The organism is Paenibacillus sp. LS-5 (assembly GCF_056121505.1).
In genome coordinates this window covers 191,832-207,902 of sequence record NZ_JBWAVA010000001.1, presented here as the reverse complement: position 1 = coordinate 207,902, position 16,071 = coordinate 191,832, and the positions used below count along the sequence as shown (strand labels likewise).

11 protein-coding genes are annotated in these 16,071 nt (G+C 47.0%); 2 read left to right on the top strand and 9 right to left on the bottom strand.

The features are described 5' to 3' along the window. Positions 1 to 94 precede the first annotated feature (94 nt). Together AC0MA3_RS00930 and AC0MA3_RS00925 are read left to right on the top strand one after the other, a co-directional pair. Positions 95 to 1,234 carry a toxic anion resistance protein gene (locus AC0MA3_RS00930; protein WP_474654834.1) on the top strand — a complete coding sequence of 380 codons (1,140 nt, stop codon included), beginning with the start codon at positions 95 to 97 and terminating at the stop codon, positions 1,232 to 1,234. 191 nt (positions 1,235 to 1,425) lie between these two features. Then, on the top strand, positions 1,426 to 2,733 hold the full coding sequence (locus AC0MA3_RS00925) for a DUF5050 domain-containing protein (RefSeq protein WP_379152969.1): 1,308 nt from the start codon (positions 1,426 to 1,428) through the stop codon (positions 2,731 to 2,733). Between the two features lie 159 nt (positions 2,734 to 2,892). On the opposite strand, the gene AC0MA3_RS00920 is transcribed toward AC0MA3_RS00925, so the two are convergent. The 9 genes from AC0MA3_RS00920 to AC0MA3_RS00880 form a co-directional block, all read right to left on the bottom strand. After that, entirely contained in the window at positions 2,893 to 3,750 is an 858-nt protein-coding gene (locus AC0MA3_RS00920; RefSeq protein WP_474654833.1) for a DUF4405 domain-containing protein, read from the bottom strand. 174 nt (positions 3,751 to 3,924) lie between these two features. After that, complete coding sequence (locus tag AC0MA3_RS00915; RefSeq protein ID WP_474654832.1) at positions 3,925 to 7,311, bottom strand: GH36-type glycosyl hydrolase domain-containing protein; 3,387 nt, start codon at positions 7,309 to 7,311, stop codon at positions 3,925 to 3,927. A 52-nt stretch (positions 7,312 to 7,363) separates the two neighbouring features. After that, positions 7,364 to 9,529 carry a beta-glucosidase BglX gene (gene bglX, locus AC0MA3_RS00910; protein WP_474654831.1) on the bottom strand — a complete coding sequence of 722 codons (2,166 nt, stop codon included), beginning with the start codon at positions 9,527 to 9,529 and terminating at the stop codon, positions 7,364 to 7,366. A gap of 135 nt (positions 9,530 to 9,664) precedes the next feature. After that, positions 9,665 to 10,657: a LacI family DNA-binding transcriptional regulator gene (locus AC0MA3_RS00905; RefSeq protein ID WP_379152977.1), complete on the bottom strand. Its 993-nt coding sequence runs from the start codon at positions 10,655 to 10,657 to the stop codon at positions 9,665 to 9,667. Positions 10,658 to 10,700: 43 nt separating this feature from the next. After that, positions 10,701 to 11,525, bottom strand: coding sequence for a carbohydrate ABC transporter permease (locus AC0MA3_RS00900; RefSeq protein ID WP_379152979.1), 825 nt, complete (start codon positions 11,523 to 11,525; stop codon positions 10,701 to 10,703). Positions 11,526 to 11,568: 43 nt separating this feature from the next. Beyond that, positions 11,569 to 12,423, bottom strand: coding sequence for a carbohydrate ABC transporter permease (locus AC0MA3_RS00895; protein ID WP_474655154.1), 855 nt, complete (start codon positions 12,421 to 12,423; stop codon positions 11,569 to 11,571). Positions 12,424 to 12,580: 157 nt separating this feature from the next. Next, on the bottom strand, positions 12,581 to 13,822 hold the full coding sequence (locus AC0MA3_RS00890) for a sugar ABC transporter substrate-binding protein (protein ID WP_379152981.1): 1,242 nt from the start codon (positions 13,820 to 13,822) through the stop codon (positions 12,581 to 12,583). A gap of 429 nt (positions 13,823 to 14,251) precedes the next feature. Further along, positions 14,252 to 14,749 (bottom strand): DinB family protein, encoded by a 498-nt coding sequence (locus AC0MA3_RS00885; protein ID WP_474655153.1) that lies wholly within the window; start codon positions 14,747 to 14,749, stop codon positions 14,252 to 14,254. A gap of 112 nt (positions 14,750 to 14,861) precedes the next feature. Beyond that, positions 14,862 to 15,854, bottom strand: coding sequence for a YiiG family protein (locus tag AC0MA3_RS00880; protein WP_474654830.1), 993 nt, complete (start codon positions 15,852 to 15,854; stop codon positions 14,862 to 14,864). Positions 15,855 to 16,071: the final 217 nt, after the last annotated feature.

Here is a 16,071-nt window from a genome sequence, read left to right as displayed (position 1 = left end):
GCTTCATAAAACTTGGCGTATGCTTTCGTAGCGAGTTTTATTGCGGTGATTAATCGGGGAAGCGAAGCTTCATAAAACTTTTAGGAGGTATGTTATGTCATTTACCATGGAAATTCCTAATACAGAAACGCTAAAAGCTGTTATTGAAGAACAGGTTAAGCCGGAGCCTGCTGAGATTACGCAGCTGAAGGAGCTGGCCGCAAGCAATGTGTCAAGTATTCTGGAGCTGGATATGGACTCTCTGGAAAAACGCAGATCCGTACTCCAATCGATCGATACTTTCGGCATGAATACGATGCGCTCCTCTTCAGAGAAAAACTCTCTGCTTCAGGTGTCCGTTGGCAATCTATCCAAGACAGGTGATGAAGGCGGGCAAGTCGCCAAAGGATTAACGGAGCTTCATTTGCAGTTAAAGGATCTGGATCCCGGCGCTATCGATTTTGCCAAAAACGGGATACTCGGCAAGTTCTTTAATCCGCTGCGTACGTATTTTGCCAAATACCAAAAAGCCGATGCTGTCATTTCTGATATTATTGTCTCCCTGGATAAAGGCAAATCCATTCTGAAGAATGACAACACAACCCTTGAGATCGAACAGCAGACCCTGCGTGAGCTCACCAAAAGGCTGCAGAAGGAAATCCAGCTTGGCATGCTGATGGACCAGGAAATCGAGCAGCAGATTGAAGCCGCCAAGGTGCGAAGTGAGTCCGAAGACAAGATCCGCTTCATTACCGAAGAAGTCCTCTTTCCGCTCCGTCAGCGGGTCATGGATCTGCAGCAGATGCTGGTGGTGAATCAGCAAGGCATCATGGCTATCGAGGTTGTGATCAGAAATAACAAAGAACTGATCCGGGGCGTCGACAGGGCCAGAAATGTTACCGTATCTGCTCTCAAAATATCCGTCACCGTAGCAAGCGCACTATATAATCAAAAAATTGTACTTAAAAAAATCGAACTGCTGAATCAAACGACAGATAATCTGATCAGCGGCACCTCAAAAATGCTAAAAGAGCAAGGTGCAGCCATCCAAAAACAATCGATGGAAACCGCGATCTCCCCGGATACACTGAAACAGGCATTTACCGATGTCTTGTCCGCCCTGGACTCAATCAGCACCTACAAGCAGGAGGCACTGCCGAGGATGCGCGAGACCATCCATCAGTTCCGGGAGCTGGCCGACAATGGCGAGCAACAGATCCGGCGTCTAGAACGGGGCAATTCGCTAGGGTTATAGGTCACGATTCTATGTGAGAGTATGAAGGATATTTCTGATTTGCACATTTATGCAGGTCTTTTACCATGAAATATATGAATTGACTGATAAATAATGGTTCTTTCGCTTCATATATTTTCCTATAGCAATTCCGATATGTTATTAAGGTAATGTTATTATTCATACTATTTCACCTAAAGAGGAGTCGACAAATGAAAAAGTTCCAGAAGTTAACAAAAAGAATAGGGTCCATCCTGCTTGCAGGTGTACTGATCAGCACAGCCTTAGGGGTAGGAAAGCTGAATTCACAAGCATCGGCAGCAGCTGCTGAGAACGGGTATGTGTACTATAGTACGGAAGATGGAGCATTGTACCGTGTCCCTACTGCCGGGGGTAGTGCTCAAATGATCTCTGATTATTTCGAAGGATCCTATCTGGATGCAACCAGCCAGTATTTGTATTTTTATGATAATGAGGAAACCAGCAAGCTGCAGCGCTTGTCTCTGACCGAACCGGACGCACTGATCAGCAACTTTGCCGGCGGAAAGGATGTTATATTTTACCAGATCGAGGGTGATTACCTTTATTTCATGGATGATCATGGCGTGATCTACCGCTCGCTTGCTAATGCACCTGATGACACCCAGATCAAGCAAATTGCTAATAACGCAGACACAGAATTCCCTGGATTCTATGTTGAGGGTGGCCGCATTTACTACAATGTTCTGAAAAATGGAACCAACACCTGGGCTGCTTCAAAGTCCCGCGATGGTAGCGGAAATGTACAATATATAGGTCAAGGCGCCATTCCATCTTATTCCTTTATCCATTCGACTCCTACTACAGTATCTGTAATGGTAGATACCAAACCGGCAGAAAACTATTATTCACTTAACTCCATGGTTCTGTACACTCTTCCGATTACTGGAGGAAATCCCAAAGCAGCCAATGCCAAAAGCCCTCTGGATGTTAATGCAACCTTATCCGGCTTCTGGTCCAAAGATTATTATGTCTATAACAAAGGTGTTACCGTAGATGAAAATGATGATTATGTGTATTCCAAGGCCAAAAGCTTTGCTATAGATCATAACGGAAAATCGTTTCAGCTTAGTCAAAGCGCAGTTGTCAGCCTGGCCGATATGGGCGGAAATAAGCTGGCTTACGTAGGCAGCAACGGTAAAGGATACGTCAGTACGATCGCCAACGGTAAAGTAATCAGCACCAAAACGCTTGGGCTAAGTCAAGTGACAAATGTCTATAATGTGAAGAATGGTACAGCCGCCGGACAAACTGTATTTTTCACCAACAATGCGGCTTATGCTGTAAATGCGGATTTATCTTTATCCAAATTGAACGGCGTGACCTGGGATAACAGTTCAATCTATGACGATGTAACCGGTATTTTCTATTATAACGCTGATGATAATGATAGCCTCTATAAAATGAGTACCGACGGTAAAACAAAGCTGAAGCTCACTGATGGAGCTGTGAGTGAAATCTATACAATTACCACTAACTAAAAAAGCATGCTGGTACCTAACATCTGTCAGCCGGAGCTTCCTTTGAAGCTTCGGCTTTTTTTTCGCAGCAAGGCCCCCCTTGTGGACGGGCCAAAAGGACAGATTACGGTCATTACAGTCGTTACCTTGTCCTCTTGTCCAGATCCACACCGCAAGTAATTACGTTATACCAGGGTGCTCAAGCTTCTTCACAGCTAGCTTAACCTTCTTTCTCCGTGCAATCCATTTGTCCAGGTAATATGTAGCTCCGGCAAACACAGCCATAATCCCCGTGTAGGTAAAGAGCACCTTATACCAGCTGGTGCTTCCGATATTCCTTCCTTTTGACTTCCCTTTAACCGGGAAAGACGGCTTGTTCTCGCTTCCTCTTTGAGGTTTCACGAACTCCGATCTATCCCTATCCCCATGTTCATAGATTCCCTCTCCAGAAACTGAGGAGACCGAGAACACTCCCTGTAGCATCTGCAGTCTGGAGAAGTAATTAGTCGTGTATACCTGATAGACCCCAAATGCAAGCACCATAATTGCCACGCCTGTCATTAGAACACGGGATAATGAACGTGGCAGCTTGAGATTTAAAGGTTTCTGCATCACTTTAATCACCCAATGCCAATGAAGCCCTATATGTACACCAATTAACCCAAGGCTCAGATACGCTACAGACATATGTGCTATTTTGAACCAGTTCTCATTTCCTAGCTGGAAGGTTGGAAGTACGACCCGAGAGATGACCAGACCGCTAACTAGAATGAGTGTCATCGATAACAACAGCGAGACATTTAGTAAATAACTGAACCGTGTGCGTACCGGAAGGGACCGGTCAAACAGCCTTAGGGTCACCTTCTGGACAAATCTCCAATTCAGTAAAATGTGAACCACGAACGCAAACCCGATCGCTATTCCAGCAATTTCATGAAAAGCAAGCCCGCCTAACACTCTTGTGTTATAGAGAAGTGCAAAGGTAATTCCCATTAATAGATCAAGAGTAAGTTTTACATATGATTTTTTATTCTTCATGATCTTCGTCTCCTTATCCTAATCTCTGAGCTTATGATAAGTGTGCTTGGTGAAAATTTGGTGAATATCGAAACATAGGCGGACAAAAAAACGGCCAGTGAGTGCCTGGCATCCCCAGAGGATGTCTGCATCACTGACCGCTATTAAATGTGTTACATAAAGTTTCTATAAAAATTACATATAAATATCTACAACTGTACCTTCTGTGCTGCGCAACCGGTCAAAATCAGCCCGTTTGATCCGTAGTCCGCCCAAGCGGTACCGATTCTCCAGCCGTTCAGCAGGAACTTCCTGTCCATTCACCTTAACGTAGGCCAGTTGGCCTTGTGCACAATGGTACACAAACACGGCTGGCTTGCCATCGTAGTCGAAGTCGAATCGTGTGCCGTCCAGTTCATCCGGTAATACCGGATCGATGATCAGATCACCGCCGTCTTCGCGGATACCCAGCACATTCGAGATCAGTTGATTCATATAGATCCCCGGACCGCTGGAATAGATTCTCCAGCCGCCTTTTACCGGAACCGAACCGTCACGAAGCTCCGCAAAACGCTCCTGCGCTTCATACCGGTTGGAGAATTTGCCGTCCGAGCTGCTGAAATAAGAATTGCTCTGCCGCAGCTCCGCATTTGGCACCGCATCACGAATGCCAATCGGGTTAATGACGGCCAATCCCTTCCATACCTGATCCCGCTTGCCGATCTTCGCCATCGCTTCAACAAAACGGATATGGGCATGCACATACTGCAGACCAATCTCGCGGCCAAAATTCGCCGCCTGCTCCGCACGTTTGAAGTGCAGACTGACACCACCGGCATATTGTGCCGGATGATTCATCAGACGCACGCCGTCCGGACAAAGGAATTGTTCCTGAATCAGCTTGTAGTGCTCCTCCATCTGCTCTGGAGTTAACAGCTCGCCAATCATGCTTCTGGTCATCGGCAGGAGCCGGTACTGGATGCCGGTCTCCTTATCTTCAGGATGCAGCAACAGCTTGGCATCGGCAGGATCTTCGAAGTATAGGAAGCCCGGAATCACATCGGTTCCCAGCATATAGCGGTTGAAGTCACCTTTGATGCCTGTAGCCAGTTCCTTCAGTTCCCCGGCCCATGCGGCATCCACTTCCTGCAGCACTCCCGATAATCCGAGCACCGTCTGATACGTCAATGCGACTGTCCAGCTGCTGACCATGTACTGCTTCAACTGGGCATTGGCCGGTTGAAGGGTATCATCCCAGTCTCCGTCACCGTAAGAGGAGAGGAACGTATCATGCAGGAAATTCGCTTTGATATAGTCCAGTTCCTTGATCGCATGTTCCCGTAAGGAAGCTGTTTCTGATGTGAAGTCAAAATGGTGTCTGCGGGTGTACGGAAGCTGCACATCCAGAACATCGTAATCCCGGGTCGCCCGCAGATAATCGCCTAATACCTTCAGCGGCCATACAATGATATCTCCGTGGCTCTCCTCCTGCTGGACTTGTGTATACTTGTCAAACATGAACCACTGCGGCCAGCTGCCATCATCCTCATACTGATGAGTGAATACAGTAAGCAGGATTTCACGAACCTGTTCATACTTGTGGGTGGCCAGGAAATATTCCACCGGTCCCTGACAGACATCGCGGGTTCCCCATGCCGCCCCGCCGTACTGCTCCAGACCGTGAGGTACGGAATAATGAACCAGCATATTGTGGGTATACCACCAAGCCAGCGCATTCACCTTGAATAATTCTCCTTGTGTACCGCCCTGCTCCGTCAGCTTGAAACCATTCATGACTCCAGACAAAAATTCGCGGTACCGTGCCGCCTCGGCTTCAACGGAAGTGGAGCTTATTGGACGCGCCTTGCCATCCAGCAGTCCTTGTAACGTCAAGGTCCAGTCAGCGCTTTCCTGCAACTCCATTACCACTAGAGAAGCACTGCCTTGAACTTTCCCCTCTGCAAGGAGTGACTCATCGCCCAGCTCGTATGCTGCACCATCCAGTTGCATCCGGTAAGCTAATTCAGGGTATACCTGTGCGCTGGTCCCTGTCTGTGCTGCCCGGAAGGTTAGCGTACCATCCGAAGGGTCTTGGGACATTTCATATGGAACCTCATATTCAGCTACATTCATGGTGATCTGGTTCGTGATCAAGAACCGGTAAGCCATACCGTTAGCAGAATGCACATGCAATCTAACCTCCGGCTGATCCATCGTGGTGTAATTGGTAATTACCAGAGTATCCGTTACCGTTTTATAATACCAGCGCACATAATTAAAGCCGATTTCGAACAGAGAAGGCATCGTTAGCAGATGATATTGTCCTTCCGTGTAGACATATATCCGTTGTCCTGAAGTCTTGTAGACGTTCAAGGCGCTGCGGGCATTGGACATCATTTTATTGAAATTGGTGTTGCCTACGACCACCTGAGAATTGAAGATACCATACATATAGGAGGTTGTTGTCATCACCTCTGGGTTCATCCGCGCATTATCACCGCTCATAAGAATTTGTCCATGCGGACGCTCGACAAGAAGTTCCTTATCCTTGAGTACAACATGCTCATAGCCTTCCGTGAAAAAAGCCAGCAGCTTACCATCCTCACGCTCTTCCTGCAACTTGTGAGGGAACAGCACATCGAGCTCGGCATTAGTCAAAGAAAGAGTCTGCAGAGGTTCACCAATCTGAGGTTTGCCCGCTATCCGGTTCAGCAATTCCCCTTCAGCGGTGATGCTTCCCAAAGACTGTACCTCTTGCCAGGCTTCTTGAACCGACTCTGCATACTCCAGCTCCGTAATCGCAGCCGGATGATCCTCGCGAAACAATCCATAGAAGGTAAACCGCGTCTCCCCTTCCAACTGGACCTTTGCAGACTGCAGAGCCGTGTAGGCAAATTCATACTGGTAAACCTCGTTTGCAAGCATGTCCCCTGACAATGCTTCTGGCTGATCCGTTTCCTTGTAAGATAAGCCGAAAAATTGAAAGCCATCGGTAGAATATCCAGCAGCACCTTCAAGCAGACCCTGCTGAAGATATGGGAACTTCCCGTCCTGCGGCTGATTCTGGCGGGAGCATACAACATATCCCTTATCTTTACTTTCAAAAACTGCATGATCGATGTATTGGGACAGATAAGCCTCATTGCTTGTAACTGCTCCAGGAGACGCTATACCCACATCTTGTGTATATATCACATCCACAAGAACTCCGCTGCCTTGGATGGAAATATCCCAGAACCAGACACCCGGACTTGTCATGGAGAAGACTACCTGATAACGGAGAGCCTCTTTCACTCCCGTTCCTGCCTGCTCTACAGGAATATCGCCCTGCCATACTAAACGTTCGCCGTCTTTACGGAAACGGCTGGCTGATTTGACGCCAAGCAGCGGATAAGCCTGGATCCCTTTGGGGGTATGGAGCCTTACATACAGATTCCCAGGTGCACCATCCACACTGTTTGATAAAAGCTGATTAATCATCATTTTACCGCCCAGAGCCTGATACAAGTCACCGCTCTCCAGAAACGTAAAGGCTAATTCACCCTTTTGAAGCGACAGCCTGGTTGTTGATGCAATTGTCATTTCGTTTCACTTCCTTATCTGCTGCGGTGAGAATACCGCTAATTAATAAATATTAGAGTAAGCGGAACATGGCCGATTGAGTGTCACGACTGCTGGACCCGACATATACGGTGAACTGTCCGGGATCACTGGTGTAGGACAAATCACTATGGTGATAGCGAAGCTGGGATTCCTCAATGTGGAACACAACCTCTCTACTCTCTCCGGGTGACAGCTGAATCTGTCTGAAATCCTTAAGCTCTTTAACCGGACGCACAGTCTCACCGGACATATCTCGGATGTAGAGCTGAACGGTCTCGGTTCCGGCAAGGCTGCCAGTGTTCGTGACGGTTACTTTGGCTTCCAGCGGACGGTCTGCTGTCATCCGATCCGAATACAGGGAAAAATCTGCATAGGCAAAGGAGGTATAGCTTAGACCAAAACCGAAAGGCAACAGCGGTTCATTGGGAATATCGATGTATTGAGAAATATAGCGGTTGTCAGTTGCTTCCTCCGGTTTCGGACGGCCGGTATTGTAAGCATTGTAATATACAGGAATCTGTCCCACAGAATGCGGGAAGGACATGGACAAACGTCCAGACGGATTCACCTTGCCATACAAAATATCCGCCAGTGCCGCACCGCCTTCACTCCCTGGGAACCATGCCTCCAGCACTGCATCGGCCACATCAAAGACTCCATGAAGATCAAGCGGACGACCGTTAAAAAGCACAACAGCCAGCGGCTTTCCAAGCTTCTTCATCTCTCGGATCAGCTCAAGCTGAGCTTCCGGAAGACGGATATCACTGCGGCTGCCTCCTTCTCCGCTCATGTCCGAGGACTCGCCGAGGGCAAGTACAATAACTTCAGCTGCTGAAGCAGCGTTCAGCGCCTCAGCAAGGCCGCTTTCTGTAATTGTATCAATGCCGCAGCCCTCTGCGATTAATACATTTTCGGGATCACTGCTGATTTTCTGCATCGACTCTCCAAGCTTCACCGCAGTTTCCTTGGAACCGGTCCAGGACCACCAGCCGAGGATATCACCGCTTGCTGCAAACGGACCTATCAAGGCAATCTGCTGGTCAATCTGGAGCGGAAGAACTCCTTCATTCTTGAGTAGTACACTCGACTTCTCAGCAAGTCTCCGGGAGACCTGCCGGTGCTCGGAACTAAACACGATTTGCCGTTCCAGCTCAGGATCAGCTCCGCGCATTGGATTCTCGAATAAGCCCAGCTTCTCTTTCAGCTCCAGAATCCGCAGCACGGCTTCGTCAATTATCGCTTCGTCAACAAGCCCATCTGCCACAAGCTCCGGCAAATGATTCACATAACTTGTGGTCATCATATCTATATCAACACCGCTGTGGATCGCCTTGAAAGCAGCCTCTTTCTCATCTTCTGCTGCTCCATGCGCAATAATCTCCTTAATCGCCGCCCAGTCAGAGATCAAGACCCCCTCAAATCCCCATTCGTCACGAAGCAGCCCGCGCATCAATTGGTGGTTGCCTGTAGCCGGAATACCATTCACAGTATTGAAGGAAGTCATCACCATTTCGGCGCCTGCGTCGATGGCCGCTTTATAGGCCGGCAGATAATATTCGCGCAGCTGACGCTCTGATAGATCTACAGTGTTATACTCACGGCCTCCTTCGGCCAGCCCATATGCCGCAAAGTGCTTCACACATGCCGCAACACGGGTCATATCGTCCTTAAGATTATCTCCTTGGAAGCCTTGGACAAATGCCTTGGCAAATTCAGCATTCAAGTAAGTATCTTCACCCGTAGATTCCATCACCCGGCCCCAGCGCGCGTCACGAACCAAATCTACCATCGGGGCAAAAGTCACATGAAGTCCGGATACAGCCGCCTCACGCGCAGCAATCTCGGCACTTTGTTCAGCAAGATTGAGGTCCCAGGAACAGCCAATCGCCAGTGGAATCGGAAAAATCGTCTTGAAGCCATGAACGATATCCGCCATGAACAATAGCGGAATACCGAGTCTGCTTCCGGACAGGTGCTCTTTCTGAACCGCCATCATTTTCTCCGCACCTGCAATACCGAGAACCGAACCCGCAGCCCGTTTCGTATTGGCATCAATTCCGAGCTCTTCCATAGGACCGGTAATCTCAGAATCATCACCCGGTTCATCATAGAAAGGCGCTGCCAGCTGCAACAGTTGGGCTACCTTCTCTTCCAGGGTCATATGTTTCACATATTTGTTGTACAAATGTTCAGTCATAGCTGCTCCCCCAAAGAAACGAAACGTTTCTATTATATTTTTCCATATATAATATAGATTTTTTTTATTGAATCAATTTTATTTCCTAAACGTTTCAATTTAATTCAAAGATCCGCCGGAACCTCCCCAGGGCAGTCAGCTCCGGGGTTTGACCGATTTGCGTTCAACCAGCTCAATCTTGAGCTTATAGAAATCATTAACGGTGTCGCCATTAAGCATCTGGAACAGCAGATGCCCCGCAAGCGATCCGGATTCATACATAGGCTGACGGATCGTTGTGAGAGGAGGCTGAATGTATTCGGACAGTTGGATATCATCAAAACCGATCACAGAAATATCATCAGGAACACTGATACCTCCCTCTTCAAGGGCCTTCAATCCTCCAACAGCCATTTCATCATTCGCATAAAAGACAGCTGTGGGCAGCTCTCCCTGCATCAGCATCATTTTGGTCGCCTTATATCCGCCCTCACGGATGAATCCCCCGTTCAGCTTCCATTTGGCCTTTTCCTCCAAACCTGCTTCCCGCATGGCCCGTAGAAATCCCTGGTAGCGCAGCGCATTATCATAGGAATTAGCCGGACCACTGATATAAGCAATATGCTCATGGCCTTTTTCGATCAAATAACGGGTAGCACTGTAGCCGCCCTGCTCTCCATCTACCACAACATTTATGAGTCCTTTGCCTGCAATCAGCCGGTCCATGACAATAATAGGAAATCTGTCACTTCCGGCAGCCTGCAAAATCTCATCAGTAATGTTATGTGCAAGCACAATGGCTCCATCCACCCGCTTCTCCAAAAGAAATCTTACCGCCGTGGAGTCCTTCCCGCCCATAGAACTGCATGCGATCAGGTCATAGGAATTGGACAAGGCCACATCCTGAATGCTCCGAATCAGCTCTGAATAATAAGGTCCGGATAAATCTGTCAATATCAGAGCTATGGTATTCGTACGGCTTCTCTTCAAATCCATGGCAAAGCCATTTTTCTGATAATTCAGCTGTTTTGCGGCTTCAAGCACCTTTTCCCTGGTTTTGGCGCTCACCTTGCTGTCGCCGCTCATAGCATAGGATGCTGTAGATAAGGCCACCCCTGCCAGCTTTGCCACATCTTTGATTGTTGCCATGTTTGTTCAACCCTTCCCGAATCATGCCATATGCTTCTCTATATTATTTTATGCCGGAGATGGTATATCCTTCTATGATATGTTTTTGGAAGAAGATAAATATGATAATAATCGGCACAACCATGAAGGCCGCTCCGGCCATCTGCAATCCGAACTGTGTACCATATTGGCCTTTCAGCAGCGAGAGACCTACCGATAAGGTGTACAGCTTCTCATCATTGGCAATAATAAGCGGCCAGAGAAAGCTGTTCCAGGCGCCGATAAAAGTCAGGATACCTTGTACCGCAAAAACCGGTTTCACAATCGGAACCATCAGTTGGAAAAAGATCCGGAGCTCCCCGGCCCCGTCTAGTCTGGCTGCCTCCAGCAAGTCCATGGGAATCGTGGTCATGAACTGGCGGAACAGGAAGATTGCGAACGCACCGACCAAACCAGGCAGAACTATTCCTGCCATCGTATTCACCAAATGCATCTGGTTAATGATCAGATAAGTTGGAATCATCGTAACCTGTCCAGGAATCATCATGGTGCCCAGAATAATATAGAAGAACTTGTTTTTACCCGGAAAATCAAATTTAGCAAAAGCATAACCGGCCATCGCGTTAAGAAACAGTCCTACAAAGGAGCACAGCACGATGATCAGTGTATTTTTCAAATAGATTAAAAAGTCCATCTTCACGAACAAATCCCGGTAGTTAGAGAACGTCGGGTGGTTCGGAATCAGTGTCGGGGGAATTACAGTGAATTCACTCTCTGGTTTAAAGGACGAGCCAATCATCCAGATGAATGGCACCATCATCAGCAGTCCGCCGATAATGAGCAGTGCAATCATCAATCCTTTTTCCATATGTTTCATTTTCAATGCCATGAAATTATACCTCCTCTTTAAGCAGCAGCGCTATAGCTGAAACTTAATATTCCACTTCTTTCTTTTTGACCGCGAATTGAATGAGTGTTGCAATAATGATGATAATGAACAACACGAACGAGCCGGAAGCCGCATAACCGAACTTGCTGAGCTGGAAGCCGTTGTTGTAGATGAAGAGTGCCATAGACATCGTGGCATTCAGCGGCCCGCCCTTGGTCATGACCAGCGGTTCTTCGAAGAATTGAATCCAGCCGATCAAGGTCGTAATGGTCACAAAGAAAGTAGCGAATCCAAGAAGAGGTACTGTGATGAAGCGCAGCTTCTTCCAGCCAGTCGCCCCGTCAATTTCAGCCGCTTCATAATAGGAACGGGGAATGCCCTGCAATGCTGCCAGGAAAATAATCATATTGAGCCCTATGGATTTCCAGAACGCCAGCAGGATCAGAGATAATTTCGCAAGATTCGGGTCTTGAAGCCATTGCTGTGCCGGAAAGCCGAAGATAGACAGAATGTAGTTGAACAGCCCATAGCTGCCGTTATACAAATATCCCCACACCACCGCGACGGCTACAATATTAGTAATCGACGGCATATAGTAGATGACGCGGAAGCTTTTGAACAGCCACCCTGTTCCATAATTAAGCAGCAGCGCCACCCCCATGGAGGCAATTACGACCATCGGTACACCGATAACTACATAGATCAGTGTGTTGTACATCGATTTCAGAAAGACCGGGTCTTTGAAAATGTTAATGTAATTATCTAAGCCCACACTGCTGATATTGGAATAATCCGCAAGCCCCACCAAATCCATATCTGTAAAGCTGATGACCAGCGCTATGATAATTGGAATTATGGAGAATACAGTCAGCAGCAGGACAGCAGGTGCGATAAACATATATGGATATTTATTTTTGTTCCATTGCTTAACAAATGAACTCACAATCACTCACATCCTTTCGCTTTCTTGCACTACCTTTCCATACAATGAACGCACACACTGCCGAAACCCCTTCATTACGGAGAATCGGCAGTATACCTGGAAAGAGTGTTGCTTATTTGTTGCCCAGAAGTTCATTTGCCTTTGCGTTAAGCTTGTCCAGTTCGGTCTGTGTATCCGCACCGCCAACCGTGATCTGTTCAAAGGAAGCCATAGCCGCTTGTGCAATCTCTTCATATTCTTTTACCGTTGGAGCAGGACGTGCATTCTTAAGCTGTTCACCAAAAGCGGCAATCATCGGGTCTTTCAGCGCATCGTTATCCCAAGCGGCCTTCAGTGCAGGCATCGAGTTGGAAGTTTCATAATATTTCAGCTGTGCATCCTGTTCAGCCATGAATGCGATAAATTTAGCAGCTTCATCCGGATTTTTGCTGTAGTTGAAGATGGACAGATCAGCACCACCGATGGAAGAGGTGTTAGTTTTTTGAGCAGGAAGAGTGGTTACTGCCCATTTGCCGTCAATCTCCGGAGCTTTTTCCTTAACAGTCTGAATCATCCAAGGGCCACTGATGAACATCCCCATGGTACCATCTTTAAATGCAGCTACCGTATCCAGATCTGTTCCCTTAGGGGACAATCCTTCATCGTAGAAGCTCTTCAGAAATTTAATCGTGTCTACATATGCCGGCTGGTTGAACTGGGGCTGACGGTTGCTGTCAATCAGCTCGCTTCCGTTCTGCCAGGCGAAGATAGCCGTATAGATCGAATCCTTCGCTTCGATAGGTAACGCATAATGTCCAGCTCCACCTTTGGCAACCAGCTTCTTGCTGGCATCCTTCAATTCATCCCAAGTCTTGGGACCTTCCGGATAACCTACATCACCTAGCAGATCAGTGCGGTAGAACATAGCGCGAGTCTCAACATAGAAAGGAACCGCTACCGTCTTGTCTTCATATTTTGTCGTTTGAACTGCACCGTCGAAGAAATTCTCCGCTTTCATGCTGGGATACTTTTCAATATAAGGCGCCATGTCCTTCAGTGCACCTGCTGCCGCAAACTCAGGAATCCAGGTTGTTCCCATTTGGATAACGTCAGGACCGTTTTTAGAGGCAACGGCAGTCAGCAGTTTATCATGTGCAGTATCCCAAGGAATCGCTTGCACATCCACTTTGACACCCGGATTCTTCTCTTCATACATTTTGGTAATCGGCGTTACAGTATCCGAAGTTCCCATGAACCATACTTTCAACGTTTTGTTATCACCAGCTGCTGAATCATTAGAATTCCCACAACCTGCAGCGACCAAAGAGAAACCCATTAATACAGTTGTAGCTACCAAACCAGTCTTTTTCATCATTTCTTTCACCCCTGTTGTAGTGTTTGACAAATTTATATATTCATGAATAAAACCCTTACATCGAAACGTTTCGATTCACTTCGAAAAAAAATTCGAGTCTTTCTGTGAAACATAGTATAAATCGCAGACTCCTTAATGAATAATTACCCATAAAAAGAGATCTAAAACTACTTTTTCTACATTTTCCCTTGAAAACGAGATCTTTTCCTAAGTGTAAGGCTCATTAGCCGGATTCACAGATCGAATCGTTTCGATAAACCTATTATATGACTAGCTGTTAGCGATTTCAAGTAGGCAGTCTAAAATTGTCGAAAATAACATAAATGCCTTCGATTCATTTGTGCAGTTGAGAGGACCTTCCATCAGATAATAGCAAAAAGACCGCCATTTCTGGCGGCCCCTCCCGTTGCCTGTTGTGAAGAGTACACGCTACTTGCCGAGTTCGTCCGCGGTCGGACCGTAGACACCAGGTACCGGCTGATCAAGCAGACGCAAGTACATTCCGAGCTGTGCACGATGATGAATCATATGGCTCATCCCCATCGTACGGAATGCTATAGCCTTCGGCTGTACAGCCATGACCGTATCGCCGCGTCGGAGTGTCCAGTTCGAGCCCAATGCCGCTTCATCGATAGTATCCAGCGTCTGCTCGAGCTCCTGGATGTTCGCATTGAATTCGTCTAGCATCGCCTGCCTGCTCTCTAAGGCTACCCTGCGTGATGGTATGGTCCCCAGATCCAGTTCCGGATCGCGCAAAATGAACAGTTGCCAATTAATCAGGTTGACGACATGCGTTGCTAATTCCCCAAAAGTATAAGACTTCGCATGCGGTCTCCAACCCAGATGTTCGTCCGGTATGCTTTCCAACAACCTGCGCGTTCCCATCCATTCTTGCATAACGTCCCCGACCAGCAATGATTTGTTCAACATCTCCTTGTCCCTCCTAATTGTTCAAATACTGTCAGTTCACTTAACTTTATAATAAAACCTCCCCATCGAAGCTATTAGATCTAGGTTTGCTTCTTAAGGGAGGTTGTGCTTAATTCATTTCATTATAACGTTCAACAGCCTTGCTCAGCAGATAATTGAAATTTTCAGGTGTTCCATCTGTAGTGTGGAGGAACTGACCGTTCAGATCAGAATCCGATACAGGCTCCTTCTTATTGATGCGCTCAATAATTTTCGAAGCGGCCGCTTTTGCCTCAGTGGCTGAGTCCACATAATTCCCTATACTGAAGCTGTTAACCCCTTCTTTTTCAATCTGTTTCTTATCTTTTGAAAGGGCCATGAGCTCACTTAAATCCGCGGTCATCGTGTCGTATTTGGCTTTAAACTTCGTCATATCAAGCTTGAGCACATTGCCGGCGGTGATTCCCTGTTCATCCATTTCAATGGCTGTAGCCTCGGCGTCTATCATGAATTTCAAGGCACTATACCGGATCTGCTGGTCTGAATCCTTGAGTTTTTGCAGTTCAGCCAGACGCTGCTCGTTACCCAATTTCTGCAGAGCTGTGAAGAATGGTTTGGCGACTTTCTCATAAGCAAGATTGGCACTTACCAGCTTGGTATGCAGCTGCTTTCCTTGTGCGAATTCATCATCCACGTAACCCCTTGAATCATAGTAGGCTTTCATTTCATCCAGTACGGACAACAGCTCTTTGATGACTGGTGTCAGTTGGATTACTAAGGGGTCTGCGTTCGCAAAAGCAGGTTGGCTTGCGGTATAGCCATTCGCTTGATCAATGACTACCCGTTCAGGTTCAGCAACGCCCAGCATGATGAAGCTGAAGTTCTTCTCGATTACAGGCTGGGTATCCATTCCGAACTTCTCAAAATAATGAATTAGAACCTCATTGATTCTGCCTGTCATCAAGTTATTAAGCCTTACATATGCATTGTACTTCTCAATTTCCTTTTTCTCTCCGGAGGTAACGCCTGCAGGCGCTTTATCCACTGAGGAGGTAATAGCAGAACAAGCGGATAACATTGTACCTAACATGATAATGGTAATAAAGAATGATAGCTTTCTCAAAATAGTGATTCCTCCGACTAGGTCATTTAATGTTCTCTTTCGGGTCTATACTCTTCTCTTAGCCGCATATCAATAAAGATTATGATACACACCTCTTCAATTTTAAAATTATTTTGTGAATAGGTCTTGAGTCTGGAGTAGCAAAATTGTCAAATTTTATTTATCGGCTCTCCGCTTGATCTGAACAGGTAAATTAAAAGGGGTGCCTTTCGGCACC

Bases quoted from the DNA above. Each gene is read 5' to 3' on its own strand.
- AC0MA3_RS00930 (WP_474654834.1), top strand. From the start codon at position 95: ATGTCATTTACCATGGAAATTCCTAATACAGAAACGCTAAAAGCTGTT.
- AC0MA3_RS00925 (WP_379152969.1), top strand. From the start codon at position 1,426: ATGAAAAAGTTCCAGAAGTTAACAAAAAGAATAGGGTCCATCCTGCTT.
- AC0MA3_RS00920 (WP_474654833.1), bottom strand. From the start codon at position 3,750: ATGAAGAATAAAAAATCATATGTAAAACTTACTCTTGATCTATTAATG.
- AC0MA3_RS00915 (WP_474654832.1), bottom strand. From the start codon at position 7,311: ATGACAATTGCATCAACAACCAGGCTGTCGCTTCAAAAGGGTGAATTA.
- bglX (WP_474654831.1), bottom strand. From the start codon at position 9,529: ATGACTGAACATTTGTACAACAAATATGTGAAACATATGACCCTGGAA.
- AC0MA3_RS00905 (WP_379152977.1), bottom strand. From the start codon at position 10,657: ATGGCAACAATCAAAGATGTGGCAAAGCTGGCAGGGGTGGCCTTATCT.
- AC0MA3_RS00900 (WP_379152979.1), bottom strand. From the start codon at position 11,525: ATGGCATTGAAAATGAAACATATGGAAAAAGGATTGATGATTGCACTG.
- AC0MA3_RS00895 (WP_474655154.1), bottom strand. From the start codon at position 12,423: ATGTTTATCGCACCTGCTGTCCTGCTGCTGACTGTATTCTCCATAATT.
- AC0MA3_RS00890 (WP_379152981.1), bottom strand. From the start codon at position 13,822: ATGATGAAAAAGACTGGTTTGGTAGCTACAACTGTATTAATGGGTTTC.